Origin of the sequence: Thermomonas fusca (assembly GCF_005862345.1) — a bacterium.
Classification (GTDB): Bacteria; Pseudomonadota; Gammaproteobacteria; order Xanthomonadales; family Xanthomonadaceae; genus Thermomonas; species Thermomonas fusca.
Genome location: NZ_SROY01000001.1, coordinates 408,825 through 434,755 on the forward strand (window position 1 = coordinate 408,825; position 25,931 = coordinate 434,755).

Annotated in this window: 21 protein-coding genes; 10 read left to right on the forward strand and 11 right to left on the reverse strand. The window is 69.6% G+C overall.

Going from position 1 to position 25,931, the window contains the following annotated elements:
• Positions 1-101 precede the first annotated feature (101 nt).
• Positions 102-1,919, forward strand: coding sequence for a putative nucleotidyltransferase substrate binding domain-containing protein (locus tag E5S66_RS01845; RefSeq protein ID WP_171033438.1), 1,818 nt, complete (start codon positions 102-104; stop codon positions 1,917-1,919).
• A 4-nt stretch (positions 1,920-1,923) separates the two neighbouring features.
• Positions 1,924-2,535, forward strand: a complete 612-nt coding sequence (locus E5S66_RS01850) for an exonuclease domain-containing protein (RefSeq protein WP_171033439.1) — start codon at positions 1,924-1,926, stop codon at positions 2,533-2,535.
• Between the two features lie 145 nt (positions 2,536-2,680).
• On the opposite strand, the gene E5S66_RS01855 is transcribed toward E5S66_RS01850, so the two are convergent.
• Entirely contained in the window at positions 2,681-3,052 is a 372-nt protein-coding gene (locus E5S66_RS01855) for a hypothetical protein (RefSeq protein WP_038054468.1), read from the reverse strand.
• Between the two features lie 350 nt (positions 3,053-3,402).
• On the opposite strand from E5S66_RS01855, the gene E5S66_RS01860 reads away from it, so the two are divergent.
• Positions 3,403-4,881, forward strand: coding sequence for a SulP family inorganic anion transporter (locus E5S66_RS01860; protein ID WP_138347015.1), 1,479 nt, complete (start codon positions 3,403-3,405; stop codon positions 4,879-4,881).
• A 164-nt stretch (positions 4,882-5,045) separates the two neighbouring features.
• Here E5S66_RS01860 and E5S66_RS01865 read toward each other — a convergent pair whose 3' ends face one another.
• Complete coding sequence (locus E5S66_RS01865) at positions 5,046-5,987, reverse strand: LysR family transcriptional regulator (RefSeq protein ID WP_138347017.1); 942 nt, start codon at positions 5,985-5,987, stop codon at positions 5,046-5,048.
• 110 nt (positions 5,988-6,097) lie between these two features.
• Between E5S66_RS01865 and gstA the strand changes: the two genes are divergently transcribed.
• From gstA to E5S66_RS01880, 3 genes are read left to right on the forward strand one after another with little or no spacing between them, the layout of a single operon-like run.
• The gene (gene gstA / locus E5S66_RS01870) at positions 6,098-6,703 is read left to right on the forward strand and encodes a glutathione transferase GstA (RefSeq protein ID WP_138347019.1); all 606 of its coding nucleotides are present in this window, start codon (positions 6,098-6,100) and stop codon (positions 6,701-6,703) included.
• A 15-nt stretch (positions 6,704-6,718) separates the two neighbouring features.
• Positions 6,719-6,937 (forward strand): tautomerase family protein, encoded by a 219-nt coding sequence (locus tag E5S66_RS01875; protein ID WP_138347020.1) that lies wholly within the window; start codon positions 6,719-6,721, stop codon positions 6,935-6,937.
• Entirely contained in the window at positions 6,930-7,340 is a 411-nt protein-coding gene (locus E5S66_RS01880) for a nuclear transport factor 2 family protein (protein WP_138347022.1), read from the forward strand. Before E5S66_RS01875 ends, E5S66_RS01880 begins: the two co-directional genes overlap by 8 nt.
• Positions 7,341-7,498: 158 nt before the next feature.
• On the opposite strand, the gene E5S66_RS01885 is transcribed toward E5S66_RS01880, so the two are convergent.
• The 3 genes from E5S66_RS01885 to E5S66_RS01895 are packed head-to-tail and all read right to left on the reverse strand — an operon-like array spanning position 7,499 to position 10,936.
• Positions 7,499-9,217, reverse strand: coding sequence for a cation acetate symporter (locus E5S66_RS01885; RefSeq protein WP_212745316.1), 1,719 nt, complete (start codon positions 9,215-9,217; stop codon positions 7,499-7,501).
• Between the two features lie 11 nt (positions 9,218-9,228).
• A complete protein-coding gene (locus E5S66_RS01890; protein WP_138347026.1) occupies positions 9,229-9,546 on the reverse strand; it encodes a DUF485 domain-containing protein in 318 nt (105 codons plus the stop codon).
• 10 nt (positions 9,547-9,556) lie between these two features.
• Complete coding sequence (locus tag E5S66_RS01895) at positions 9,557-10,936, reverse strand: DcaP family trimeric outer membrane transporter (protein ID WP_138347028.1); 1,380 nt, start codon at positions 10,934-10,936, stop codon at positions 9,557-9,559.
• Between the two features lie 189 nt (positions 10,937-11,125).
• On the opposite strand from E5S66_RS01895, the gene acs reads away from it, so the two are divergent.
• Complete coding sequence (gene acs, locus E5S66_RS01900; RefSeq protein ID WP_138347030.1) at positions 11,126-13,069, forward strand: acetate--CoA ligase; 1,944 nt, start codon at positions 11,126-11,128, stop codon at positions 13,067-13,069.
• 10 nt (positions 13,070-13,079) lie between these two features.
• On the forward strand, positions 13,080-13,742 hold the full coding sequence (locus E5S66_RS01905; protein WP_138347031.1) for a response regulator transcription factor: 663 nt from the start codon (positions 13,080-13,082) through the stop codon (positions 13,740-13,742).
• A gap of 39 nt (positions 13,743-13,781) precedes the next feature.
• Here the strand turns inward: E5S66_RS01905 and E5S66_RS01910 are convergent, their stop codons facing one another.
• From E5S66_RS01910 to E5S66_RS01920, 3 genes are read right to left on the reverse strand one after another with little or no spacing between them, the layout of a single operon-like run.
• On the reverse strand, positions 13,782-17,201 hold the full coding sequence (locus tag E5S66_RS01910; RefSeq protein WP_138347033.1) for a hybrid sensor histidine kinase/response regulator: 3,420 nt from the start codon (positions 17,199-17,201) through the stop codon (positions 13,782-13,784).
• 13 nt (positions 17,202-17,214) lie between these two features.
• Positions 17,215-18,309, reverse strand: coding sequence for an HD domain-containing phosphohydrolase (locus E5S66_RS01915; protein ID WP_028839996.1), 1,095 nt, complete (start codon positions 18,307-18,309; stop codon positions 17,215-17,217).
• 44 nt (positions 18,310-18,353) lie between these two features.
• Positions 18,354-19,133: an SDR family oxidoreductase gene (locus E5S66_RS01920; RefSeq protein ID WP_028839997.1), complete on the reverse strand. Its 780-nt coding sequence runs from the start codon at positions 19,131-19,133 to the stop codon at positions 18,354-18,356.
• A gap of 79 nt (positions 19,134-19,212) precedes the next feature.
• On the opposite strand from E5S66_RS01920, the gene E5S66_RS01925 reads away from it, so the two are divergent.
• Positions 19,213-19,410, forward strand: a complete 198-nt coding sequence (locus E5S66_RS01925; protein ID WP_138347035.1) for a hypothetical protein — start codon at positions 19,213-19,215, stop codon at positions 19,408-19,410.
• A 42-nt stretch (positions 19,411-19,452) separates the two neighbouring features.
• Here the strand turns inward: E5S66_RS01925 and sppA are convergent, their stop codons facing one another.
• Together sppA and E5S66_RS01935 are read right to left on the reverse strand one after the other, a co-directional pair.
• Positions 19,453-21,345 (reverse strand): signal peptide peptidase SppA, encoded by a 1,893-nt coding sequence (gene sppA, locus E5S66_RS01930; RefSeq protein ID WP_138347037.1) that lies wholly within the window; start codon positions 21,343-21,345, stop codon positions 19,453-19,455.
• Between the two features lie 73 nt (positions 21,346-21,418).
• Positions 21,419-22,813 (reverse strand): MATE family efflux transporter, encoded by a 1,395-nt coding sequence (locus tag E5S66_RS01935; RefSeq protein WP_138347039.1) that lies wholly within the window; start codon positions 22,811-22,813, stop codon positions 21,419-21,421.
• Between the two features lie 65 nt (positions 22,814-22,878).
• Here E5S66_RS01935 and E5S66_RS01940 point away from each other — a divergent pair, with 65 nt between their 5' ends.
• Positions 22,879-24,042 carry a DUF3667 domain-containing protein gene (locus tag E5S66_RS01940; RefSeq protein WP_138347041.1) on the forward strand — a complete coding sequence of 388 codons (1,164 nt, stop codon included), beginning with the start codon at positions 22,879-22,881 and terminating at the stop codon, positions 24,040-24,042.
• 60 nt (positions 24,043-24,102) lie between these two features.
• Here the strand turns inward: E5S66_RS01940 and E5S66_RS01945 are convergent, their stop codons facing one another.
• Positions 24,103-25,470 carry a DUF3106 domain-containing protein gene (locus E5S66_RS01945; RefSeq protein ID WP_138347043.1) on the reverse strand — a complete coding sequence of 456 codons (1,368 nt, stop codon included), beginning with the start codon at positions 25,468-25,470 and terminating at the stop codon, positions 24,103-24,105.
• Positions 25,471-25,931: the final 461 nt, after the last annotated feature.

Sequence of the window (25,931 nt, forward strand, 5' to 3'; positions counted from 1 at the left end):
GCATGTGCAGGAAGTCAGCCGGCTGCGCCGAAGGTCGCGTTGTGGCGCCCGCGCGGCGCTGCCATGATCCGAAGGATGCCGCCGCGCGAGGAGGCGCCAGCATGGAGAGCCTGCCCGGGCTGGACCTGAGCCAGCCGCCGTTCGACCTGCTGGACGAGGCCGGCCGCCAGCGTCTGGCCGCCAGGGTGGACATGGGCTTCCACCCGCGTGGCGAGACCATCATCAGCGGCGGCACGCCGTCCGAACGGGTGGTGGTGATCCTCAAGGGGTGGGTGCAGGCCTTCGACCTGGACGCCGCCGGCCACGAGCAGCGTTTCGCCGGCTATGGCAGCGGCGACCTGTTCGGCGCGTGGGCGGTGATGGCCGGACGCGCGCGCCACAGCTATCGCGCCGACACCGACGTGGTCAGCTACCTGATCCCGGCGCCGGTGTTCCGCCAGCTGCTGGCCGACTATCCCGCGTTCGCCGCGTGGTTCCAGGAAGGGCTGGCAGTGAAGGGCCAGCTGGCGCGGCGCGGCCGCGATTCCGAGCTGGCCGAGCTGATGGTCACCCCGGTCGGCGCCGCGGAACTGGCGCCGGCGGTGCGCGTGCCGGCAACGATGAGTATCGCGGATGCCAGCGCGCGGCTGCGCGAGGAGCGGGTGGACTGCCTGCTGGTGGACGACCCGGCGCATCCCGAGCCCGGCGTGGTCACCCGCACCGACCTGCTGGATGCGCTGACCCGCGCGCGCGCGCCGCTGGACGCGCCCGTGGGCCCGCTGGCCAGCCGGCCGCTGGTGGCGCAGCAGACCACCGACGTGCTGTTCCAGGCGCTGACGACGATGGCCGAAAGCCGCATCGAACGCGTCGCGGTGCGCGACGGCGACGCCATCGTCGGCACGCTGGGCATGGCCGAAGTGCTGGCGCACTACGCCAGCCATTCCCACCTCATCACCTTGCGGCTGGCGCGCGCGCGCAGCGTTGCGGAAGTGGCGGAAGCCGCGCGCGGCATCCACCGGTTGGTGCGCACCCTGCACGCGCAGGGCGTGCGCATGCCGGCGCTGATGGAACTGGTCAGCGCGCTCAACAGCCGGATCATGGCGCGCCTGTACGAACTGCTGCTGCCGCCGGATCTGCAGCGCCAGGCCTGCCTGCTGGTGCTGGGCAGCGAGGGCCGCCGCGAGCAGCTGCTGCGCACCGACCAGGACAATGCGCTGGTGGTGGCCGACGGCTGCGACGACACGGCGCTGGAAGCGGCGATGGCCGGGTTCAGCCGCGCGCTGGGCGAGATCGGCTACCCGCCCTGTCCCGGCGGGGTGATGGTGTCCAACCCGCACTGGCGCATGGGCGCGGCGCAATGGCGCGCGCGCCTGCAGGGCTGGCGGTCGAACTACGACGCGCAGGCGGCGATGGCGCTGTCGATCACCCTCGACGCGCGGCCGGTGGCCGGAAACGCCGCGCTGTTCGCGCCGCTGGACGCGCAGTTGCAGGCATTGGGTGGCGACGAGCGCCTGCTGCACGCGATGGCGCGTGCGGCGCTGCAGTTCGACAGCCCGCTGTCGTTCTTCGGCCAGCTGCGGCAGGACGAGCGCGGGCTGGACATCAAGCGCGGCGGGATCTTCCCGATCGTGCACGGGCTGCGCTGCCTGGCGCTGCAGCACGGCATCGGCCAGCGCAACAGCTTCGCCCGCTGCGAGGCACTGGTGCAGGCCGGCGCCTTGGACGCAGCGCTGGGGCGCGACCTCGCCCAGACCCTGTCGGTGCTGCAGCGGATGCGGCTGGACGCGCAGCTGGCCGCGCTGGACGCCGGCGAGACGCCGGGCAACTACCTGCGCCCGGAAACGCTGCGCCGGCTGGACCGCGACCTGCTGCGCGACGCGCTGCGCGTGGTCAAGGCGTTCCAGCAGCACCTGCGCATCGCCTTCCACCTGGGCGACTGAGATGGTGCCGCTGCCCCGCTGGTGGTTGCGCCGGCGCCATGCCGGCGGCGAATGGGCTGCGCTGTGGCAACCGCCGCCGGCCGGCGAATGGGTGAGCCTGGACCTGGAAACCACCGGCCTGGACCCGGCCCGCGACCATATCCTCAGCCTTGCCGCGGTGCCCGTGCGCGACGGCCGCGTCTGCCTGTCGGAGCGCTTCGAACGCCGCGTCCACACCGCGCGCGCGTTCGGCATCGAATCCATCCGCCACCACCGCATCACCCCCGATGAAGCCAGCGAAGGCGAACAGGTGACGGACGTGGTGCGCGAGTTCCTGCACTGGCTGGGCAGCCGCCGCCTGCTGGGCTACTACCTGGGCTTCGACCTCGACATGCTGCGCCCGCACGTGCGCACGCTGACCGGCTTCGACCTGCCGAACGCGGTGGTGGATCTGGGCGATGAGGTCGCCAGGCAGCAGCGCCGCCAGCGCCCGAACGCGCCGGTCAACCTCGACTTCGCCTACATCGCGCAAACGCTGGGCGTGCCGATGGTGGAGCGGCACAGCGCGCTCGGCGATGCGACCACGGTGGGGTTTTGCTGGCTGGCGCTGCAGGCGCGCGGGTGGCCGGCGGGATAGCAGCCGGTTGCGGGACAGCTGCTGGTCCATCGCAGCGTGTGGCCGCAACGCCATGAAGCCATCCATCTGATGATGCGAAAAATCCAGGCAGCGCGCGCTGGCACGACGAGTACCCAGCGGCGCTGCCTGGTACCCCTTGCGGGGATTACTTGCCGTCGGTGTTGTTCTTGCCGTCCGCCGAAGCGTTGGCTTCTTCCGCGGCATCCTGTGCCTGCTCGGCGGCGTCCGCCGCCTTCTCGGCAGCGTCGGCCATGTCTTCGCGACGGGTCATGTCACTGCCTGCGACATTGCCCGCTGCGGTGGCCGCTGCGTCGGCCGAAGCCGCCGCTGCATCCGCCGCGGCCTGCGCGGTCGCCGCTGCTGCGGTGTCGCCGGTGGTGGCGGCGTTGTTCGCCGCTTCCTGGGCTTCCGTAGCGGAGGCCTGGGCTTCGTTGGCCGAGTCGGCGGCCTGGTCGCGGTTGCACGCGGTCAGGCTGAGACCCAGCGCCACGGCCACAATTGCGAGTTTGATCGTCATAACAGTCTCCGGGTTGATGCCTATCGGCGAGTTGAGGATAGGACTGCGATGTCAATGGCGCGCGAAGACGGTCGCATGCGACCTGAACGGCGGGCTCCTGCGAGCTTTGCCTGGAGGCTTGGGAGAGCTGGGTCGCCCACCCCGGGGCGATCCGTTGCGATGGTGCTTGATGACTTGAGTGGTTGACTGCGCCGCAATAGACTTGCGGCGCTTTCGAAACGATTCCGCGAATGACTCCGCCCTGACCCTTCCCTGATGCATCCGCCCGCCACCTTTCGGCGGCAGAAGGGTTTTGCGTTCCATTTTCTTGCGCATCGCGCGCCATCCAAAGGCGCGCCAGGAGTCTTCCCATGTCTGTTTCCTATCCGCTGCGCGAGCAGTGGTTCGGCAATGTCCGCGGCGACGTGCTGTCCGGCGTCCTGGTCGCTCTGGCCTTGATTCCCGAAGCCATCGCTTTCTCCATCATCGCGGGCGTCGATCCCAAGGTCGGGTTGTATGCCGCGTTCTGTATTGCGGTGACCACCGCCATCGCCGGCGGGCGTCCCGGCATGATTTCAGCGGCCACCGGTGCGATGGCGTTGCTGATGGTGGACCTGGTGAAGGACCACGGACTGCAGTATCTGTTCGCAGCCACCATCCTGGCTGGCCTGCTGCAATTGCTCGCTGCCGCGCTGCGCCTGAATTCACTGATGCGCTTCGTCTCGCGCTCGGTGGTGATCGGCTTCGTCAACGCGCTGGCGATCCTGATCTTCATGGCGCAGTTGCCGGAGCTGGTCGGGATGCCTTGGCAGGTCTATGCCGTCTGCGCCGCCGGTCTGGCCATCATCTACCTGCTGCCGCTGGCGACGAAGGCGGTGCCGTCGCCGCTGGTCGCGATCGTGGTGCTGACCATCGCGGTGGCCTGGCTGGGCATCGACATCCGCACGGTGGGCGACATGGGCCAGCTGCCCGACAGCCTGCCGGCGTTCCTGTTCCCGGACATTCCGTGGACGCTTGAAACGCTGCGCATCCTGTTGCCGGTATCGGCGACGCTGGCCGTGGTCGGCCTGCTCGAGTCGCTGATGACCGCGCAGATCGTCGAGGACATGACTGATACGCCCACCGACCGACGCCGCGAATCGGCCGGGCAGGGCCTGGCGAACGTGGTCACCGGCTTTTTCGGCGGCATGGCCGGCTGCGCGATGATCGGGCAGTCGGTGATCAACATCACCGCCGGTGGCCGTGGCCGCCTGTCCTGCCTGATTGCCGGCGTCGTGCTGCTGGTGCTCGTGGTCTACGCGGCGGAGTGGGTCTCGATCATCCCGATGGCAGCGCTGGTCGCGGTGATGATCATGGTCAGCATCGGCACCTTCCACTGGAAGAGCTTCCGCGAACTCAAGACCCACCCGAAGTCGGCCAACCTGATCATGTTGGGCACCGTGGTCATGACCGGGGCCACCCACGACCTGGCCAAGGGCGTGTTGACGGGTGTGCTGCTGACGGCACTGTCGTTCACCCGCCGGGTCAGCGCGCTTCAGACCGTCGACGACTACCTGAGGGAAGACGGAGCGCGCGTCTACGTGGCGCATGGACAGGTGTTCTTCGCCTCGGCCGTGCAGTTCGCCAACAGCTTCGATTACCTGCACGCCCCGGCCAGGGTCGTCATCGACGTGCGCGATGCCCATTTCTGGGACACAAGCGCGGTCGCGGCGCTGGACCGGGTAGTGCTGAAGTTCCGCCGGCACGGCGCGGAGGTCGAGGTGGTCGGGTTGAACGAGGCCAGCGAATTCCTGGTGGACAAGTTGGGCGTCCACCGGGACGAGGGTGCGGGGTTCGCGTCCGGGCACTGAGCCTGCATCGGCAGAATCGGGCCGATTGTCGATGCGGACTGAGTGGATCACTCGCGCCAATCGTGACTTGAACCGAACGTCCGCTTCTGGGCCGGAAGCGCCCCGAAGCGGACTTTCAAGTCGGGTTGCGCGAATCCCGGTGGTACGACGCCTTGCCTTCGATGTCAGGGGTTGCCAATGCCGAATCGGGTTGCAGGTCGATCCACCGCCGCGACCAGGAAATCGATCAGCAGGCGGACGCGCAAGGGCATGTGGCGCGCGCCCGGATACACCAGCGAGAACGGACGCGTGCACCCTGCGTGTTGCGGCAGGACCTCTTCCAGAACGCCCTGGCGCAGGTCCGCGTCGACGATGAAGCGATATGTCTGCAGCAGGCCACCGCCGGCGCGCGCGAGGGTCGCCGTGCCGAGCAGATCCTCGGCGCAATGCAGTCCGCCTTCCGTGGCGAGCTCCACCTCTCCGTCATCGGTGCGAAAGCGCCATGGCACCGGTAGCCCGGTGCGCGGCAGCAGGAACTGGATGCAGTCGTGCGCAGCGAGGTCGTCCAACTTGCGCGGGGTGCCATGTCGGGCCAGGTAGTCGGGCGCGGCCACCACGCACAGGGGGGCATCGAGCAGCTTGCGCACCACCAGTCCGGAATCGGGCTGGTCGCGGCCACGGATCGCCAGGTCGAATTCTTCGCTGGAAAAATCGACGTTGCGGTTGGACAGATGCACGTCCATGCGCACCTGCGGGTATTGCACACGAAACCGCGTCAGCAGTGGCAATAGCAGGTGATGGCCAATCGGAGTGGGTACGCTGATGCGCACCGTTCCGGCGGGAAGCAGCTGCTGGCCGCTGACTTCGCGCTCGGCCTCGGTCAGTTGCGCCAGCGCGGGTTTGCACTTCGCGAAATAGACCTGACCTGCGTCGGTCAGGCGCACCTTGCGCGTGGTGCGCGCGAATAGCCGGACGCCCAACCGCTGTTCCAGTTTGGCCATTGCGCGACTCACGGCCGCGGGTGTCACCCCGGCGTGCTTGGCAGCCGCAGTAAAGCTCCCTGCCTCGGCCGCAATGCAGAACAACTCGATCGCACCCAGCACGAAGACATCGGATTGGCGCCGCATCAGTTATTCCTTCCAGTCACTAATCAATTGAAATTCTATGTATTTATCAACTTCATTTGGCGCAATAAGGTGCGCACACCGGTCGCTTCCGACCCCCAGCGAGACGTCCCATGAAGTTGTATTACGCCCCCGGCGCCTGCTCCCTTGCCACCCACATCGTGTTGCGGGAGACCGACGCCACGTTCGAGCTGGAGAAGATCGACACCCAGCGCCACCTCACCGCCGATGGCGGCGACTTCTTCGCCATCAATTCCAAGGGTCAAGTGCCGCTGCTGGAGGTGGCGAAGGATGTGTACCTGAGCGAAGGCCCGGTCATCGCCCAGTACCTGGCGGAGCTCGCAGGCAGCCACCGCCTGCTGCCGCCGGTCGGGTTGCCGCGCTATCGCGTGCTGGAGTGGCAGAACTTCGTCGGCACCGAGTTGCACAAGGCCTATACGCCGATCTTCAGCCCCGGGCTGGATGACGCGGCGAAGGCGATCCTGCGCGGTCGGCTGCGCAAGAAATACGAGTGGCTGGAGGCGCAGCTGCCGGCACAGGGCTACCTGACCGGCGACGAGTTCACCGTGGCGGATGCCTATCTGTTCACCGTGACCCAGTGGGCCACCTACGTGACGCTTGATCTGGACGACCTGCCGCGCCTGCACGCCTATCTCGGCCGCGTGGCCGCGCGACCGGCGGTGCAAGCCGCATTGAAGGCCGAAGGCCTGCTGCGCTGACGCGAGGAGACACCCATGCCTTATGTCCTGATCCAAGTCACTCGCGAGGGTGTGACCCGTGCGCAGAAGCAGGCGCTGATCGAAGGCGCCACGGCGCTGCTGGTCGACGTGCTGGGCAAGGATCCGTCGACCACCTTCGTAGTCATCGATGAAGTCGATACCGACAACTGGGGCGTCGCCGGCCGCAGCGTGACCGCGCTGCGCGCTGCTGCCGCCGGAGGCAGCCATGACTGAGCGTGCGGCCGCTGGGCAGGCCGCCGATCGCGATGCGATCGAAGCGCTGCTGGAGCAGTACTTCGACGCCTTGCATCACTGCGACAGCCGGCGCCTGAGTGAAGTCCTGCACCCGCAGGCGCTGTACGCCACCGCCAGCGACGGCGGCCTGCTGACGATGGCGATGGACGCCTACTGGAAGGTGATCGACGCCCGTCGATCCGCCGCCTCGCAAGGGTTCCCGCGGCGCGAGCACGTCCAGGCCATCGAGCTGGTTGGCGGCGATACCGCATTGGCGCGCGTGCAATGCATATCGCCACCCAAGCATTTCGACGACGTGCTTTCCCTGCTCAAGCTGGATGGCCGCTGGTGGATCATCGCCAAGGTCTTCCACTACGACCTGGTGCCGCCGGAGGGCGCGTGAACGCCGAGCGAAGCACCATCCGCCTGTCGAATGCCGATCTGTCAGCTAACGCTCCCTAGCGCAAACGTCCTCCCCTGGCCGCAAGCGACCCTGGTCCGCAAATAGAAAACGCCGGCCTTGCGGCCGGCGTTCTGCGTACGCGACGCGGGGGAGGCGCGTCAGTGGCCGGAGGACTTGGAAGCGCCCAAGCCGGTTTCCGCCCGCACCTGCTGGGCCTTGAACGCGCCGCGTTCCTTGGCGGCCTGCGCGCTGCGGTCGGTGATGGAGAAGAACCAGATGCCGGCGAAGGCGATCGCCATCGAGAACAGCGCCGGCGAGGTGTAGGGGAACCAGGCCGAGCCGGCGGGGTTGCCCAGCGTGGCTTCCCACACCGAGGGCGAGACCACCGTCAGCGCCACCGAGGACACCAGGCCGAGGAAGCCGCCGATCACCGCGCCGCGGGTGGTGCAGTCCTTCCACAGCAGCGACAGGATCAGCACCGGGAAGTTGGCGGAGGCGGCGATGGCGAAGGCCAGCGACACCATGAAGGCCACGTTCTGCTTTTCGAAGGCGATCCCCAGCAGCACTGCGATCACGCCCAGCGCCACCGTGGTGATGCGCGAGACCTTCAGCTCGGAAGCGCTGTCGGCCTGGCCCTTCTTCAGCACGGTGGCGTAGAGGTCATGCGACACCGCCGACGCGCCGGACAGGGTCAGGCCGGCCACCACCGCCAGGATGGTGGCGAAGGCCACCGCCGAGATGAAGCCGAAGAACACGTTGCCGCCTACCATCTTGGCCACCAGCACCGCCGCCATGTTGGCCGCGCCGGCGCCGCCCTTGATGGTGCCGGCATCGGCCATTTCCGGGTTGGTCAGCACCATGGTGATGGCGCCGAAGCCGATGATGAAGATCAGGATGTAGAAGTAGCCGATCCAGGTGGTGGCCCAGAACACCGACTTGCGCGCTTCCTTGGCGTTGGGCACGGTGAAGAAGCGCATCAGGATGTGCGGCAGGCCGGCGGTGCCGAACATCAGCGCCATGCCGAAACTGATCGCGCTGATCGGGTCCTTGATGAAGCCGCCCGGTCCCATGATCGACAAGCCCTTGCCCGCCGCGCCTGCGGCCTCCTCGGGTGTTGCCGCCGCTGCCGCCGCCAGCTGGGTCTTCACCTCCACGCCCTTGGCGAACAGCGCCTCCGGGCTGAAGCCGTAGTTGGCCAGCACCATGAAGGCCATGAAGGTCACGCCCGCCAGCAGCAGGCAGGCCTTGATGATCTGCACCCAGGTGGTGGCGGTCATGCCGCCGAACAGCACGTAGACCATCATCAGGCCGCCGACGATCACCACCGCGATCCAGTATTCCAGCCCGAACAGCAGCTTGATCAGCGCGCCCGCGCCGACCATCTGCGCGATCAGGTAGAACGCCACCACCACCAGCGTGCCGGAGGCGGCGAAGGCGCGGATCGGGGTCTGCTGGAAGCGATAGCCGGCGACGTCGGCGAAGGTGAACTTGCCGAGGTTGCGCAGGCGTTCGGCCATCAGGAAGGTGATGATCGGCCAGCCGACCAGGAAGCCCACCGAATAGATGATGCCGTCGAAGCCGCTGCTCATCACCATGGCCGAGATGCCGAGGAACGAGGCCGCGCTCATGTAGTCGCCGGCGATCGCCAGCCCGTTCTGGAAGCCGGTGATGCCGCCACCGGCGGTATAGAAATCCGAGGCCGAACGGGTGCGCGCCGCCGCCCATTTGGTGATCCACAGGGTGGCCAGCACGAACACCGCGAACATGCTGATCGCCACCCAGTTGGTGGGCTGCTTGTCGACCTGGCCGAGATCGCCGCCGGCGGCCAGCGCCACGTTGCTGGCCGACATCGCGGCCAGCGTCAGCGCTGCCTTCATCTTCGATGCGTTCATCGGGCGGCATCCTCCAGGATCTTGGCGGTGAGGCGGTCGTACTCGCTGTTGGCGCGGCGCACGTACAGCCCGGTGATGGCAATGGTGAACACGATCACCCCGAACGCGATCGGGATGCCGAGGGTGGTGACGCCGCTGCCGATCGGCTGGGCAAGGAATTCCTTGTCGAACGCGATCAGGCCGATGAAACCGTAGTAGACGATCAGCATCAGGATGGTCAGCGTCCAGCCGAAGCCGTTGCGCTTGCGCTTGAGCGCCTGGTAGGCGGGGTTGGCCTCGATGTGGGCCACCATCGGATCTTGCATGTCGGACATGGCGTGCTCCTCAGAAGCTGTACTTGACGGTGGCGTGGACGCGGCGGAGGTCGCCGTCCGCGCCACTTTCCAGTTCGCGGTTGCCCCAGATCAGTTCGGCGCCGACGTCGAGCTTCGGCAATGGCGAATAGATCAGGTTGGCGTGGAACGACTGCGCGGATCTGGTCACCCCGAACCCGGTCCAGTCGGTGTCGTTGTCCAGCTGCGCGCGCGAGAACATCAGGTTGCCGCGCAGCTTCGGATCGAACACGTGCCGCCAGGCCACGAAGCCGGCCAGCACGCCGGTGGTTTCGATGTCGTTGGCTGCCGCATCCAGGGTGCCGTCCGGGCCCAGCGCGAAGCCGACGTAGCGGCCGATGCCGGTGCCGCCGGTAAGCATGTAGCGGATGTCGTCGCTGGCGCCGAGGTTGTACTTGCCGGACACGCTCAGGCCATAGCCATTGCCGCTGGCGTGGGTGCTGGCGGTGTCGTGGCGCAGCTGGCGGGCGATGCCGCCGACGCTGAAGTGGCCCCAGCTGCCCTTGTGGGTCCAGCGTGCGGTGATGTCGGGCAGGTTGCCGTCGTCGCTGGTGGTGCGCGCGGCGCTGCGATAGCCGGTGACCACCGTCTGCGGGTTTTCCAGCGACACCGACCACGGCCCGCTGGTGTAGCGCAGCTGGGCCTGGCGCACGAACACCGTGCCTTCGGTGGGGCCGACGAAGTCCACCGCGTCGGGCAGTGCGGCCACGTCCTGGAAGTTGGACCAGGTCTGGCCGGCCAGCCACTTGTCCCAGCTCACGTAGGCCTGCCGCACGGTCACCCCATGGGTATTGGTGGAGGCCTGGTTGCCGAGGTTGGCCATGCCGCCGCCGAACAGGTCGAACTCCAGGTAGGCGCGCGCCTTGTGGCCCTGCACCTCGCCGTCGCTGGCGAACCAGAAACGCGAGAACTGCGCGTGGCTGTCGAGGTCGGTGCGCGACTCGTCGGCGCCGCCCACCGGGATCGCGCTGGGCAGGTAGAACATGCGCCCCGCGCTGCCGTCGGCGATCTCGCCGGCGTTGGTGCTGGTGGCCATCGCATCGAGCTTGATGAAGCCGCCGAAGCTGAAGCGCGTGTCCGGATTGCCGCTGGCCAGGATCGGCGCCGACTGGATCTTCGGCTTGCCGTCGGCCTGCGCCACCTGCACGGCATCGAGCTTCGCCTGCGCCTGCGCCAGCGTGCCCTGCTGCTGGGTGATCGCGGCCTGCTGTTGCTGCTGTGCGCCCAGCAGTGCCTGCACCTGTGCCTCCAGCTGGGCGATGCGGGCTTCCAGTTCCTTCTCTTTCGCGGTCTGCGCGAAGGCCATGCCGGGCAGCAGCAGCGCCGTCGCGATTGCAAGCGCCAACGGCTTGCGGATGGAGCGTGCGTTCATCGTTCCCCTCCCGGAATCAGTGCACGCGGTCGAGGGTGCGGGCAGCCGCGGTGCGCGCCTATTCGCCATTGGTCGTAGATGGCGGCGAATTCGACCAAGGTCTAATTTCACTTGCTGCGTCGCAGCAGCATTGATGCGGCACACTTGCGGAAAGTGGCAACGCCCGCGTGGCGAATGGGAGAAAGCACGATGAGCGACATCTATCCGGTGGAACCGGCGTTCGCGGCACAGGCCAACATCGACCGTGCGGCATACGAAGACGCGTACGCGCAGGCGCTGGACAACCCCGACGCGTTCTGGGGCGACATGGCCAAGCGGCTGGACTGGTACAAGGCGCCCACCGTCTTCAAGGACGTCAGCTACGACCTTCGCGATTTCCGCATCCGCTGGTTCGCCGACGGCGAGCTCAACGCCAGCGTGAACTGCCTGGACCGCCACCTGGACAAGCACGGCGACAAGGTCGCGCTGATCTTCGAGCCGGACAGCCCGGACACGCCGGTGCAGAAGCTCACCTACCGCGAGCTGCACGCGCGCGTGTGCAAGCTGGCCAACGCGCTGCGCAACCTCGGCGTGGGCAAGGGCGACCGCGTCACCATCTACCTGCCGATGATCCCCGAAGCGGCCATCGCCATGCTGGCCTGCGCGCGCATCGGCGCGATCCACATGGTGGTGTTCGGCGGCTTCGCGCCCAATTCGATTGCCGATCGCGTCTCCGATTGCACCAGCAAGCTGATCATCACCGCCGACGAAGGCCTGCGCGGCGGCAAGAAGGTGCCGCTGAAGGCCAACGTCGACGCGGCGCTCAAGCTGCCCGGCACCAATTCGGTGGAAACCGTGCTGGTGGTGCGCCACACCGGTGGCGCGGTGGACATGCAGATGCCGCGTGACCGCTGGTTCGATGCGGTGGTGGACAGCCAGCCGGCCACCTGCGAGCCCGAGCGCATGAACGCGGAAGACCCGCTGTTCATCCTCTACACCTCCGGCAGCACCGGCAAGCCGAAGGGCGTGCTGCACACCACCGGCGGTTACCTGCTGTGGGCCGCCTACACCCACGACATCACCTTCGACCTGAAGCCGGACGACGTGTTCTGGTGCACCGCCGACGTCGGCTGGGTCACCGGCCACAGCTACATCGTCTACGGCCCGCTGGCCAACGCCTGCACCGAGGTGATGTTCGAGGGCGTGCCCAGTTACCCCGACTTCTCGCGCTTCTGGGAAGTCATCGACAAACACCAGGTCAGCATCTTCTATACCGCGCCCACCGCCATCCGCGCGCTGATGCGCGAAGGCCTGGAGCCGGTGAAGAAGACCTCGCGGAAGTCGCTGCGCGTGCTCGGCAGCGTCGGCGAGCCGATCAACCCGGAAGCCTGGCGCTGGTACTTCGAGAACATCGGCGATTCCCGCTGCCCGGTGGTCGACACCTGGTGGCAGACCGAGACCGGCGGCATGCTGATCACCCCGATCCCCGGCGCCACCGACCTCAAGCCCGGCTCGGCCAGCAAGCCGCTGCCCGGCGTGCAGCCGGCGCTGGTGGATGCCGAGGGCAACCTGCTGACGGGCGCCGCCGAGGGCAACCTGGTGCTGCTGGATTCGTGGCCGGGCCAGATGCGCTCGGTGTACGGCGACCACCAGCGCTTCATCGACACCTACTTCAAGACCTATCCGGGCATGTACTTCACCGGCGACGGCTGCCGCCGCGACGAGGACGGCTACTACTGGATCACCGGCCGCGTCGATGACGTCATCAACGTCTCCGGCCACCGCATTGGCACCGCCGAGGTGGAAAGCGCGCTGGTGCTGCACCCGAAGGTGGCCGAGGCCGCGGTGGTCGGCTTCCCGCACGACCTCAAGGGCCAGGGCATCTACGCCTACGTGACGCTGGTGGCCGGCGAGCAGGAAACCGAAGAGCTGCGCAAGGAGCTGGTGGCCTGGGTGCGCAAGGAGATCGGCCCGATCGCCACGCCGGACTTCCTGCAATGGGCGCCGGGCCTGCCCAAGACCCGCAGCGGCAAGATCATGCGCCGCATCCTGCGCAAGATCGCCGAGAACGCGCCCGACCAGCTGGGCGATACCACCACGCTGGCGGATCCCTCGGTGGTCGAGTCGCTGGTGCAGAACCGGCGCCAGGAGTGATGCCGGCTCCATGACCACCCTGCTCATTGCCGACGACCACCCGCTGTTCCGCGAGGCGCTGCGGGGGGTCGCGCTGCGGTTGTTGCCGGAGGCGGACATCCGCGAGGCCGACAACGCCGCCGCGCTGTACGCGCTGGTGGAAGCCGAGCCGGACGCCGACCTGTTGCTGCTCGACCTCAACATGCCCGGCGTGCACGGTTTCTCCGCGCTGGTGCATCTGCGCGCCACTCATCCGCAGCTGCCGGTGGCGATCGTCTCGGCGCGCGAGGAGCCCGAGGTGATGCGGCGCGCGCTGGACCACGGCGCGATGGGCTTCATCCCGAAGTCCTCCGATGCCGCCACCTTGGCCACCGCGCTGCGGCAGGTGCTGGACGGCGAGCGCTGGATCCCGCCGGCGGCGCTGGCGGCCAAACCGATGGCGGAGGAGGAGCGCGCCATCGCGGCGCGCATCCGCGAGCTCACCCCGCAGCAGTTCCGGGTCCTGCAGATGCTCGGCTCCGGCCTGCTCAACAAGCAGATCGGCTACGAGCTGGGCGTGTCGGAAGCGACCATCAAGGCGCATATGAGCGCGATCCTGCGCAAGCTGGGCGCGACCAACCGCACCCAGGCCATCCTGCTGGCGGGCAAGCTGCTGGTAGACCCGGAAAGCGTGGTGGTGCCGGACGCGGAATAGCCGCGGCCGGGATCGGGGCCCAGCCCCGACCGCCAGCTTTCATCGTTCCCGCGCCGCCGCCAGGAACGCGCGCAGCGACGCCGGCTTCACCGGCTTGGTCAGCACCCGGTAGCCACGTGCGCGCGCAGCCTGCTTGAGCGCGACGCTGCCGTCGGCGGTGAGCAATGCGCCGGGCACGTTGCCGCAGGCGGCGCGCAGCGCGTCCAGCGTGTCCAGCCCGTCCAGACGGTCGTGCAGGTGGTAGTCCACCAGCAACACCTCGGGCTGGCTGGTTGCCAGCGCCAGCGCGGCGTCCACGGTGTCGGCGCAGTGCACGCGCACGTTCCAGCGCTCCAGCAGCGCGCGCATGCCGGCGAGGATGTCGGGGTCGTTGTCCACGCACAGCACGCGCAGGCCATCGAGGCCGGGATCGGGGATCGCGGCGGCGGCCGGTGCGGCGGCGACCACGGTGTCGCCGCGCGGCACCGTGATCGAGAACATCGAGCCGTGGCCGACCGTTGAGCGTGCGTCCATCGTGTGTCCCAGTAGGCGGGCGATGCGCTGGCAGATCGACAGGCCCAGGCCCATGCCGCGGCCGTCCCAGTCGAACGCCTGCTCGTAGCGATGGAACTCTTCGTAGATCTGCCGCATGTGATGGGCGGGGATGCCGGGCCCGGTGTCCCAGACCTGCAGCGCCACTTGGCCGCCGCGTCGGCGCGCCGCCAGCACCACCCGCCCCTGCGGGGTGTAGCGCAGCGCATTGGCAAGGAAGTTCTGCAGCACCCGGCGCAGCAGGCGCGGGTCGCTGCGCACCGCCAGCGGCGGCGCGTGCACGCGCAGGACGATGCCGCGCGCCGCCGCCATCGGCGCGGCCTGCGCGGCCAGTTCGCGCAGCAGCTGGCCGGCGTCGATGTCACGGGTGACCGGAGTCAGCGCGCCGGCGTCCAGCCGCGACACGTCCAGCAGGCCGTCCAGCAACTCCTCGGCGGCGCGCAGCGAGGCGTCGACGCGTTCGGCCAGATGATGCTGTTGCGCAGCGTCTTCGGTTTCGCGCAGCGCCGAGGCGAACAGCCGCGCCGCGTTCAGCGGCTGCAGTACGTCGTGGCTGATCGCGGCGAGGAAGCGCGCGCGCGACTCCTGCGCCGCTTCCGCTTCACGGGTGCGCTCGGCCACGCGCTGTTCCAGCGTCTCGTTGATGTCACGCAGCTCGCGCTGGGCGTGCACGTGCTCGGTGACATCGGAATAACTGGTGGCGTAGCCGCCACCGGGCAGCGCCTGCCCGCGCAGTTCGATCACCGTGCCGTCGGCGCGCAGGCGCACGGTCACGTGCGGCGAGCCGGCGCGCATGTAGCCCAGGCGCTTGTCCACCTGCGCCTGCACGTCGCCGTCGTCGAGCACGCCCAGCTCGCCGCGCTCGATGTTGTAGCGGATCATGTCGGCAATCGGCCGGCCCACGTAGAGCATGCCGTCGGGATAGTCGAACAGCCGCTGGTAGCTGCGGTTCCAGGCCACAAGCCGCATCTCGCGGTCGACCACGCTGACGCCCTGGTCGATGTTCTCCAGGGTGGTGGACAGGATCTGGCGGTTGAAGCGCAGCGCCTGCCCGGCTTCGTCCAGCACCGCCACCACTTCCGCCACCTCCATGCCGGAGCCGCGCAGCGCACTGGTCAGCACCCGCCGCGCCGAGGCCGCGCCCAGCGCCGCCGCCAGCAGGCGTTCGGTGAACTGGATCCACTGGCGGTCGGCCTGCGCCGCAGGCGCCAGCTCGCGGCCCAGGCTCCGGGCCTGTTCGGCGAAGGCGCGCTGGGCGGTGCGCTCACCGACGATGCGTTCGGCCAGCGAGCGCAACTCGCCGACCCGCACGCTGCCGCGCCAGTCGTCGCCGGCCAGATTGCGCTGCTCGGCATAGGGGTCGAGGAACGGCGCCGCGCGCAGGCGTTCGTCCAGGCTCGGACGCCAGCGCATCGAGGCCAGCAGCAGCGCGGCGACGTTGGCCAGCAGCGAGCACACGGTGCCGTGGGTGAGCGCGTCCCAGCCCGAAAGTCCGAACAGCTGCTGCGGGCGCAGCCAGCCGATGCCGAACGGGCCGGCCTCGATCCAGCCCGCATCCAGCCAGCCCGAGCGGGCCAGGGTGGGCAGCAGGAGGGTGTAGGCCCAGACCACGAAGCCGGCCAGCAGGGCGCTCTCGGCGCCGCGCCGGCTGGCCCCGCGCCAGTACAGCCCGCCGATCAGCGGCGGCGCGAACTGCGCCATCGCCGCGAACGCCATCAGCCCGTAGGTGGCGAGGTCGGTATCGCTGGCGCTGGCGCGGTAATAACCCCAGGCCATCGCCGCCAGCAGCACGATGGCGGCACGGCGGATCCACAGTACCGTCGAGGCCACGTTGTCGCCGACCAGTCCCGAGCGCAGCAGCAGCGGCATCGCCAGGTCGTTGCTGACCATCGTCGCCAGCGCCACGCTGGCCACGATCACCATGCCGGTGGCGGCGGAGAAGCCGCCGACGTAGGCCAGCAGCGCCAGCGCGCTGTGGCCCTCGACTTGCGGCAGCGCCAGCACGAAGCTGTCCGCCGGCACCGCGCCATCGCTGCCGAAGCGGGCCACCCCGGCCACCGCGATCGGCAGCACCATCAGGCTGATCGCAACCAGGTAGGCGCCGAACATCCAGCGTGCGCGGCGGATGTCGGCGACGTCGGCGCATTCCACCACCGCCACGTGGAACTGGCGCGGCAGGCAGACGATGGCGGCGAACGCCAGCAGGGTCTGGGCGACGAAGCCGACCGGCGGCGCGCTGTCCACCAGCGCGCGGGTGGCCGCACCCAGCGGGATCGCGCGCGCGTCCAGCCAGAACAGCGCGAACACGCCGATCGCCACCAGCGCCACCAGCTTGACCAGCGACTCCAGCGCCACCGCCAGCATCAGGCCGGGGCGATGCTCGGTGGCATCGACCTGACGGGTGCCGAACAGGATCGCGAACAGCGCCATCAGCGCCGCCACGTACAGCGCCGGGTCGCCCCACACCGACTCCTGCACGCTGCGCCCGCCCAGCACGTCCAGGCTGATCGCCACCGCCTTGAACTGCAGTGCCAGGTACGGCACCGCGGCGATCAGCGCGATCACCGCCACCAGCGCCGCCACCTGCTGCGAGCGGCCGTAGCGGGCGCCAAGGAAGTCGGCGATCGACACCGTGCTCTGCGACTGCGCGATCAGCGCCATCCGCTCGAGGATGCGCCAGCCGAACAGCAGGAACAGCAGCGGGCCAAGGTAGATCGGCAGGTAGCCCAGGCCCTGCCGCGCGGCGGTGCCGACTGCGCCGTAGAATGTCCACGACGAGCAGTACACCGCCAGCGCCAGGCTGTAGACCAGCGGCCGCAGCCAGTTGCTGCGCGGATACAGCGGGTGGCGGTCGCCCAGCCAGGCCACGCCGAACAGCAGCGCGGCATAGCCCACCGACACCAGCAGCAGCGCCCAGCCCGGCAGCATCCCCGCGCCTGCCTCAGGCCGCCTCGGGCTGGTGGAAGCGGGCGTGGATGGCGCGCCAGTCGTCGAAGCAGCGCTCCGCCACCGCCACGCACTGCGGGTCGAACTGGCTGCCGCTGTTCTCGCGCAGGTAGGCCAGCCCTTCGTCCAGGGTCCAGGCGCGCTTGTACGGGCGCGGATTGGTCAGCGCGTCGAACACGTCGGCCACCGCCACGATCCGCCCGGCCAGCGGGATCGCCGCGCCGGCCAGGCCGCGCGGATAGCCGCCACCGTCCCAGCGCTCGTGGTGGCAGGCGATGACGTCGAGCAGCAGCTGTGCGTAGTGCTCGTTGGCCAGCCCGAACTCGCGCATCATCGCCTCGATCATTTCGCTGCCCTTCTGCACGTGCGATTTGGCGATTTCGTATTCCTCCGGATCGAGCTTGCCGGGCTTCAGCAGGATATGGTCGGGCACGGCGATCTTGCCGATGTCGTGCAGGCCGGCGAACTGGAACAGGAATTCGATGTCCTCGTCGCTGTGGCCCATTCCTTCCGGCAGCGCCCGCGCGATCGAGCGGGTGTAGTGGGCGACGCGGGTGAGGTGGCCGGCGGTTTCCGCGTCGCGGTGGCGGCCCAGTTCGCGCGCCAGCGCCATCGCGCTGCGCAGCGCGCGGGTGGCGGAGAAGGCATGCGAGACCAGCGTGCCGATCAGCTGTGCGTAGTCATCCAGTTCCAGCGTCACATCGTCACGGAAATGCCCGGGCTCGCGCGAGTCGAAGAACAGGAAGCCCAGCAGTTCGCCCCGTGCATACAGCGGACAGGTGTAGCTGGAGCGGTAGCCGGCGGCGAGGATCCGCTGCGTGTGTTCACTGGGCGAGCCGGCCAGCGTGGCCAGGTCGTCGATGATCCGGCTGCGGCCGGATTCGTGCAGCTGCCGCAGCGAGGTCACCTCCGCCAGCGGCACCTGGTAGCGCTCCAGCGGCGTCTGTTCGTCGGAGCTGTGGATGAAGGTGCTGAGCTGGCCGCTGTCGGCGTTGTACAGGGCGATGCCGATGCGACCGACGCTGCCGACATGGGCCTGGATCTGCGCGTGGATATCGGCGATCTTGGTGCCCAGCGTGTCGTTCTGCATCGTCCGTCGCTCCTCGTGGCGGCCGCGCGGAACGCGGCGGTTGCTCAGAAACCGTAACGCAAAAAGCCGCCGTCCACGGCGATGCACTCGCCGGTGACGTAGCCGGACGCGGGCAGGCACAGGAACGCGACTGCCGCCGCCACTTCCTCCGGCTCGCCCACGCGTCCCATCGGCGTGCGCAACAGCACCTCGTCGAGGTAGTCGGGATCAGCCAGCTTGCCGCTGGTGCGGCGGGTGCGGATGTACCACGGCGCCACCGCGTTCACCCGGATGCCGTCCTCGGCCCATTCCACCGCCAGATTTTTCGTCATCTGGTGCAGCGCCGCCTTGCTCATGCCGTAGGGCGCGCCGCTGCGCACGTGGGTGAGGCCGGACACGCTGCCGATGTTGACGATGCTTGATGCCGCGTGCTTCGACAGCAGCGGATGCGCCAGCCGGCACAGCTCGAAGGCGGAGAACAGGTTGGTTTCGAAGATCCCGCGCCACTGGTCTTCGCCGTAGTCCAGCGCCGGCCGGGTGAGGTTGCCGCCGGCGTTGTTGACGAGCAGGTGCAGGCCACCGAGGTCTTTGGCCCAATCGATGATCTCGGCGCGCTGTTCGTCGTCGGTGACGTCGGCCGGCAGCGCCAGCACCGCGTCCTCGGGACCGGGGAATTGTTCTTCCAGTTCGGCGCGCGCCTGCTCCAGCAAGCCTGCGTCGCGGGCCACCATCAGCACCTGCGCGCCGAAGCCGAGCAGCTCGCGGCAGATCGCCAGGCCGATGCCGGCGCTGGCGCCGGTCACCAGCGCGCGTTGTCCCGACAGGCTCCAGCGGGGCGAAAGCATGCGCGATCTCCAAAAGTGGGTCGGGCGTAGGATAAGCGCAACCCCGCTGCCGGAGACCGCCATGCGCCGAGTCTGCTGGATGTCCTTGCTCGTCGCCTGCCTGCTGGCGGCCTGCACGCCCTCGCCGCCGGATCCCGAGCAGCGGCCGGAACCGCAGGTGGCGCCGGCGGTCAGCGCCGATGCCAATGCCTACAGGAATGCCGCGCGCGATGCGGCGGCGAAGACCCAGGCGCAAGCCGCGCAGCAGGCGCGCGCGGCGGATGAAGCGGCGCGGTAGCTGTGTTGCGAGGCGACCGGGTTGCCCCGGTCGCCGCCGGACTTACATCGGTTCGCAGAAGCAGTAGGCCAGCGCCTTCACCCGCGCCTGCCCGCGCTTGTACAGCGCCTGCTGCATGAAGCGCAGCGGCGCCTGTTCATGGGCGCGGCTGGCCAGCAGCAGCTCGCCCAGCCCGGTCCCGCGCAGCAGGCCCAGCCCGGCGCGGCTCTGCATCAGCTCCGAGAGCATCTGCGACAGCGGCACCGTGCGTTCTTCCACGTACACGGTCTGCCAGCGGTCCGGCTTGCCCAGCTTGGCGCGCGCGGCGGCATCGGCCACCGCCTCGCCCAGCCCGCCCAGCGCATCCACCAGCCCGCGCTGCTGCGCCTGCGCGCCGCTCCACACCCGGCCGCGCGCGACTGCGTCGATCTGCTGCACCGGCTTGCCGCGCGCCTGCGCCACCTTGCCGGTGAAGTCGCGGTAACCCTTCTCGATCACCGCCTGCACGGTGGTGGCCACGCCCGGGTCCAGCGGACGGGTGATGTCGAACGCGCCGGCGTACTTCGCGGTGGCGACGCCGTCGGTGTGCACGCCCAGCTTGCCGAGGGTGCGGTCGACGGTGGGGAACAGGCCGAAGATGCCGATCGAACCGGTGATGGTCGAGGCATCGGCATAGATGCGGTCGGCGTTCATGCTGATCCAGTAGCCGCCGGACGCGGCGACGTCGCCCATCGACACCACCACCGGCTTGCCGGCGGCCTTGAGCGCCTCGACCTCGCGGCGGATCTGCTCGGAGGCGAACACCTCGCCGCCGGGCGAGTTCACCCGCAGCACCACCGCCTTCACGTCGTCGTCGTCGCGCGCCTCGCGCAGCAGCGCCGAGGTGGATTCGCCGCCGACCTTGCCCGGCGGCAGCTCGCCGCCGGCGATCTCGCCCTCGGCCACCACCACCGCCACCTGCGGACGGGTGTCGGCCTGCGGCAGGGTGCCGTCCAGATGCTGCAGGTAGGTGGCCAGCGCCACCTGGCGGAAGCCGCCGTCTGCATTCTCGTCGGCCACGCCGCGCTGGGTGAGCAGGTCGGCGACCTCTTCGCGGGTCTTCAGCGCGGTCACCAGCTTCTGTTGCAGCGCCAGCTGGGCCAGGTCGCCATTGGCCGCCGCCACCTGTTCGGGCAGGGTATTGGCATAGCCTTCCAGGACGGCGGGATCGAGCCCGCGCGCCTTGCCGACGTCGGCCAGCAGGCGCTTCCACAGATCGCCCATCCAGAACAGGTCGGCTTCCTTGGATTCGGGCGAGGCGGCGTCGAGGATGTAGGGCTCGGCGGCGGACTTGTACTCGCCGACCTTGAACAGGTGCATGTCGACGCCGAGCTTGTCCTGCAGCGCCTCGCGGTAGTACTGCCGGTACGAGGCCAGCCCGTCCAGCATCACCCCGCCGGGCGACATCGGGTCGAGGTAGATCTCGCTGGCCTGCGCCGCCAGCAGGTACTGGCCCTGGCCGTAGGCGTCGCCATAGGCGATCACCTGCTTGCCGGCGGCGCGGATCGCGCCCAGCTTGGCCGCCACCTCGCGCAGCGAGGCGAAGCCGCTGGGCTGCAGGTCGTCCAGGTACAGCGCCACGCGCTCGATGCGCTTGTCGGTGCGGGCGGCGTCCAGCGCGCGCAGGGCGTCGCGCAGGCGGACTTCGCGGCAGTCGCCGCTGCCGGTGGCGCGGGCCAGGTTGCGGCTGAACGGATCGCAGCTGTACTGCTCCACCAGCCGGCCCTCGGGCGCGAACACCAGGGTGGCGCGCGCCTCCAGCGGCGCCAGCCTGCCGCCGCCGAACATCGCCACCAGCACGATGGCCAGCACCAGCAGGAACAGCAGGTTGAACACCAGCCGGCGGCTGAAGTTGACGGCATCCCACAGGCCGATGGCCAGGCGGGCGATGGGGCCGCGGCGGCGGGGTTCGTTCATTGCAGTGCTCCGGAGAATGCGGGCCGCGCAGCGGCGGCCAGAGTGCGAATGCTAGCCGAGCGCGGTGACGGGCTCATGCGGCATCGGTCACGGTGACCGACGGTGGTGCGGGCGACGATGCGGGCATGGGCAGGCGCGCGCTGCTGCGCAGGAAGCGCCGGCACAGCAGCACCGCCGCCACCAGCAGTCCTGCGGTCAGGCCTAGCCACATCCCGCGCGGCCCCCAGCCCAGCCACAGGCCCAGCCCGGCGCCGACCGGCATGCCGATGCCCCAGTAGGCCAGCGCCGCCATCCACATCGGCACGCGGGTATCGTTGAGCCCGCGCAGCGCGCCGGCCGACACCACCTGCACGCCGTCCGGCAGCTGGAACAGCGCGGCGTACAGCAGCAGGCTGCCGCCCAGCGCGATCACCGCCGGGTCGGCGCTGTACAGCGCGGCGATGGCGTCGTGGCCGGCCAGCATCAGCAGCGCCGAACAGACCTGGGTGCCCAGCGCCAACGCCAGCCCGGCGAAGGCGGCTGTGCGCACGCCGTCGCGGTCGCCGCGGCCCAGCGCATGGCCCACCCGCACGGTGGTGGCCTCGGCGATGCCGAACGGCAGCATGAAGCACAGCGTGGCCACGTTCAGCGCCACCTGATGGGCAGCGGCCGGCACTTCGCCCAGGCGCCCGATCAGCAGCGCCGTGGCGGCGAACAGCCCACCCTCCATGGTCACGGTGACGCCGATCGGCAGGCCGTTGCGCAGCAGTTCGCGCTGCGCCGGCCAGCGCGGCCATTCGAAATGCGCGAACAGCTGCAGGTCGGCGAAGCGAGGGCTGCGCCACAGGTACAGCGCAAACCCCAGCGCCTGCACCCAGAACATCAGCGTGGTGGCGATGCCGATCCCGGCCGCGCCCAGCTCCGGCAGGCCCAGCAGGCCGTTGGTCAGCACGTAGGCGGTCGGCGCCAGCAGGCACAGCCCGCCGAAGCCCAGCAGCATGGTCGGCAGCGACCAGTGCAGGCCGTCGCTGAGGTAGCGCATCGACAGGTACAGGGTGAATGCCGGGATGCCCCAGCGCACCGCGTGCAGGAAGTCGACCACGCCGGGCACGATGTCGGGCGCGATGCCCATCGGCCGCAGCAGCAGCGGCAGTGCCGACAACAGCGCCAGCAGCACGATGCCCAGGCCCAGCGCCAGCCACAGCGCCTGCCGGAACAGCGGGCCGATCGCTGCGCGGCGGCCGCGGCCATCCAGCTGCGAAACCGCCGGCGGCAGCGCCATCAGCGTGCCCATCGGCGCCAGCATCGGCAGCCACAGCAGCGCCGAACCCACCGACACGGCGGCCAGCGTGGCGGTGCCGTGGTGGCCGGCGACCATCGCGTCGACGAAGCCGACCAGCCCGTGCGACAGGTGTCCGGCCGCCAGCGGCGCGGCCAGACGGGCGGTGCGGCCCGCGTCGGTACGCAGGCGGGAAAGGAAGGTGGGCATGGTGGGTATCGGAAGACAGGGGCGCACGCTGGCGCCGGCGCCGCGCGGCCTGTCATTCTACCGGGATGAGCCAGCCACCCGTTCGCGATCCCGACCCGCAACCCGCGCCGGAAGAGCGCTGCCGCAACTGCGGCGTGGCCCTGCGCGGCCCCCATTGCCATGCCTGCGGGCAGCCGGTGAAGGGGCTGGTAAGGCCGCTCGGCAACCTGTTCGGCGACGTGCTGGACAGCGTGTTCGATCTCGATATCCGCGTGTTCCGCACGCTGCCGCCGCTGTTCGCCAAACCGGGGTTCCTGACCCGCGAATACTTCGCCGGCCGGCAGATCCGCTACGTCACCCCGTTCCGGCTGTTCTTCTTCCTGACCGTGCTGACGTTCTTCGTGGCGCAGCTGACCCTGGACGGCCCTTCCATCAACTTCGGCGACGGTGACGCCATTGCCCGCGCCACCACCGTGGCCGAAGTGGAGAAGGCGCGCGACGCCAAGCTGGCGGAACTGGCGAAGCTGAAGCAGGGCATGGTCGGCACGGCGGCGGCCACCGGCATCCCCGGCGTCGAGGCCGGCGCGCAGGCGGTGCGTGAAGTCGCCGCCGAGCGCATCGCCGCGCTGCAGCAGGCGCAGGCCGCCGGAGTGCCGCCGCCGGCAGCGGACCGTGACGGGGAAAACACCCTCAACGTGCGCTTCAACGACAAGGCCTGGGACGAGAGGAAGAACCCGCTCGACACCTGGCTGCCCGGCTTCGCCGATCGCTGGCTCAATGCGCAGGTGGCACGCGCCAGCAACAACATCGCCCGTCTCCGGCAGGACCCGTCGGCGTTCAAGGACGCGGCGCTGGGGGCGGTGCCCACCACCCTGTTCGTGCTGGTGCCGATCTTCGCGCTGATGCTGAAGCTGGCCTACTTCTTCAAGCGCCGGCTGTACATGGAGCATCTGGTGGTGGCGCTGCACAGCCACGCCTTCCTGTCCCTGAATCTGCTGCTGGTACTGCTGGTGCGCGTGCTGGCGCTGTGGCTGGCGCCGGACGGAGGCGCGCTGGCCACATTGTTCGCGTGGATCGAAGGCCTGCTGATCGCCTGGATGCCGGCCTACCTGCTGCTGATGCAGAAGCGCGTGTACGCACAGGGCTGGCCGATGACCGCACTGAAGTACTTCGTGCTGGGCACCTGCTACTCGGTGCTGCTCAGCTTCGCGGTGCTGGCCAGCATGGCGATCGGGCTGGTGGCGATGTGAGTGGCAGCGTCGATGCCGCTGTCGGCACGACGACTATCTCGATCCATCCACGGCCCGCACCTATTGCTGCAGCCGCGCCTGCAGCCACGTCGCGCGCTGCGCCGGCGCCTGCGCCAGCAGCTCGCGGCGCAGCGCGGTGCGGGCTTCCGGCGGGGTGATCTGTGCCAGCCGCGCCAGCGTGTCCAGCTCCTCGGCGGAAGCGGACCGCAGCAGGCGCAGCAGCGCTTCGCGTTCGCCGGGTTCGACATAGGCGAACAGCGCGCCGATGCGCGGCCAGTCACGGCCCAGCCGCGGCCCCAGGTGCCAGCCGCGGTGGGCATCGAACGACAGCGACGCATAACGCTCGCGCAGCGCCAGCTGTTCGGCCGAAGGCAGGGCGGCGAAGCGCGCCGCCAGCCGACCCAGCAGCGCCTGCTCCTCGGCCGGCAACGCCTGCCATTCCTCCAGCGCGCCGCGCTGCTGCGCGCGCTGCGACGGCGACAGCCGGTCCCAGGCGCGGATGCGCTCGCTCAGGTCGCTGCCTGCCAGCGGGTCGTCCGCGGCCGCGGAGGCGGTGTCCGGGAAGGCCGGGGCCAGCGGCGGCGGCGGCAACGCATCGGCTGCTTCGTTCGCCAGCCAGGCCAGCAGCGGCAGTTGACGCGCCAGCTGCAGGGTGCCCGGCTCGGCCAGCAGCGCGCGGTCCGGGTGCAGGGCCGGGTCGGCGGGGTCGAAGCGCGCTTTCGGCGCCACTGCGGGCGGCAGCGGTTCCACCTGCACGTGGTTGCGCCAGCTGTCCAGCAGTTCGCGGCCGCGTTGATGCAGGAAGAAACTCGCCAGCAGCGCGAAGGCGCACACCGCCACACCCAGCCACAGCCAGCGCATGCGCCGACGATGGCGGGCAGCATCGGCGCCCTGGTCGGGCTGCGCTGTCGATGGCGCGGGCGCCGGGGCGGCGGGCGCGGTTTCCGGCAGGGCGTCCAGCGCGCGCTGTGCGGCCGCCCGCCAGGCCCGCCAGACGTCGAGGTCGGGCTGGCCCAGGGCATCGCGCGGCAGCGCATCGCGGATCCGCAGCTGGTAGGCATCGACTTCGATCCCCAGCGCGGCGGCGGCATCGGCCTCGTCCAGCGCCGCCACCAGATGCAGCAGCAGCGCCGCCCGCACCTGCGGCGGCAGCCGGGCGATCCCGGGCAGCGGGCCGGCGGTGACGGCGCCGGTCTGGCGCATGCTTGGCGTCGACAGCAGCAGCCGCCAGTACTGCCGCGGCCATTGGGCGATCGGCCATTGGCCGGCTTCGGAGGCGAAGACCCGGGCGGCGGCATCCAGTGCGCGCGGGGCCGCCTGGGCATCACCGGACTGCACCAGCGCCAGCAGGCGTGCGCGTCGATCCAGGCCGCGCAGGAACGCGGCGACCGCCGCGGACGGGGGGGGAGAGGGGTGGGAATCGGTCATGTCGGGAGGATCGGCACGGCCCAATCTTATAGCGGTCACACCCCGCCCCGGCCGTCCGTCACCGGCGCCGGACGGGCGGGCTTCAGCAAAAGCGGGAGGGCACGGCCAGCGGCAGTTGTGCACAGCGGCATAAATCGGCTAGGGGCGTCGGTCGGGGCCGCGTTCGCGGCCAACCCTGCATCCGGTGATTTCCGCAAGTTGTTGATTTTAAATCGCCTCTGCGTGGCGGTGAAATTCTGGCCAGGTGCGTGGAGGGCGCGCCGGTGCTGGCTCCGACGGAACCGTCCCGGCATCACGCACAGGTTTATCCACAAGCGGTGTGGATAACGGACGTTTTCCGTCCGGAAACAGCCGCTTGCGCGGGATTCCGTGCGCTGGCTCACAGATGTTCCCGGCCTGCCGGCTGCGGCAATGGCTTGACACCCCCGCTCGCCGCGGCTCCACGAGCCGTGGCGCGGGTT

Excerpts from the sequence above, each read along its gene's own strand:
- E5S66_RS01845 (WP_171033438.1), top strand. The coding sequence starts at position 102 with ATGGAGAGCCTGCCCGGGCTGGACCTGAGCCAGCCGCCGTTCGACCTG.
- E5S66_RS01855 (WP_038054468.1), bottom strand. The coding sequence starts at position 3,052 with ATGACGATCAAACTCGCAATTGTGGCCGTGGCGCTGGGTCTCAGCCTG.
- E5S66_RS01860 (WP_138347015.1), top strand. The coding sequence starts at position 3,403 with ATGTCTGTTTCCTATCCGCTGCGCGAGCAGTGGTTCGGCAATGTCCGC.
- E5S66_RS01865 (WP_138347017.1), bottom strand. The coding sequence starts at position 5,987 with ATGCGGCGCCAATCCGATGTCTTCGTGCTGGGTGCGATCGAGTTGTTC.
- gstA (WP_138347019.1), top strand. The coding sequence starts at position 6,098 with ATGAAGTTGTATTACGCCCCCGGCGCCTGCTCCCTTGCCACCCACATC.
- E5S66_RS01875 (WP_138347020.1), top strand. The coding sequence starts at position 6,719 with ATGCCTTATGTCCTGATCCAAGTCACTCGCGAGGGTGTGACCCGTGCG.
- E5S66_RS01880 (WP_138347022.1), top strand. The coding sequence starts at position 6,930 with ATGACTGAGCGTGCGGCCGCTGGGCAGGCCGCCGATCGCGATGCGATC.
- E5S66_RS01885 (WP_212745316.1), bottom strand. The coding sequence starts at position 9,217 with ATGAAGGCAGCGCTGACGCTGGCCGCGATGTCGGCCAGCAACGTGGCG.
- E5S66_RS01890 (WP_138347026.1), bottom strand. The coding sequence starts at position 9,546 with ATGTCCGACATGCAAGATCCGATGGTGGCCCACATCGAGGCCAACCCC.
- E5S66_RS01895 (WP_138347028.1), bottom strand. The coding sequence starts at position 10,936 with ATGAACGCACGCTCCATCCGCAAGCCGTTGGCGCTTGCAATCGCGACG.
- acs (WP_138347030.1), top strand. The coding sequence starts at position 11,126 with ATGAGCGACATCTATCCGGTGGAACCGGCGTTCGCGGCACAGGCCAAC.
- E5S66_RS01905 (WP_138347031.1), top strand. The coding sequence starts at position 13,080 with ATGACCACCCTGCTCATTGCCGACGACCACCCGCTGTTCCGCGAGGCG.
- E5S66_RS01910 (WP_138347033.1), bottom strand. The coding sequence starts at position 17,201 with ATGCTGCCGGGCTGGGCGCTGCTGCTGGTGTCGGTGGGCTATGCCGCG.
- E5S66_RS01915 (WP_028839996.1), bottom strand. The coding sequence starts at position 18,309 with ATGCAGAACGACACGCTGGGCACCAAGATCGCCGATATCCACGCGCAG.
- E5S66_RS01920 (WP_028839997.1), bottom strand. The coding sequence starts at position 19,133 with ATGCTTTCGCCCCGCTGGAGCCTGTCGGGACAACGCGCGCTGGTGACC.
- E5S66_RS01925 (WP_138347035.1), top strand. The coding sequence starts at position 19,213 with ATGTCCTTGCTCGTCGCCTGCCTGCTGGCGGCCTGCACGCCCTCGCCG.
- sppA (WP_138347037.1), bottom strand. The coding sequence starts at position 21,345 with ATGAACGAACCCCGCCGCCGCGGCCCCATCGCCCGCCTGGCCATCGGC.
- E5S66_RS01935 (WP_138347039.1), bottom strand. The coding sequence starts at position 22,813 with ATGCCCACCTTCCTTTCCCGCCTGCGTACCGACGCGGGCCGCACCGCC.
- E5S66_RS01940 (WP_138347041.1), top strand. The coding sequence starts at position 22,879 with ATGAGCCAGCCACCCGTTCGCGATCCCGACCCGCAACCCGCGCCGGAA.
- E5S66_RS01945 (WP_138347043.1), bottom strand. The coding sequence starts at position 25,470 with ATGACCGATTCCCACCCCTCTCCCCCCCCGTCCGCGGCGGTCGCCGCG.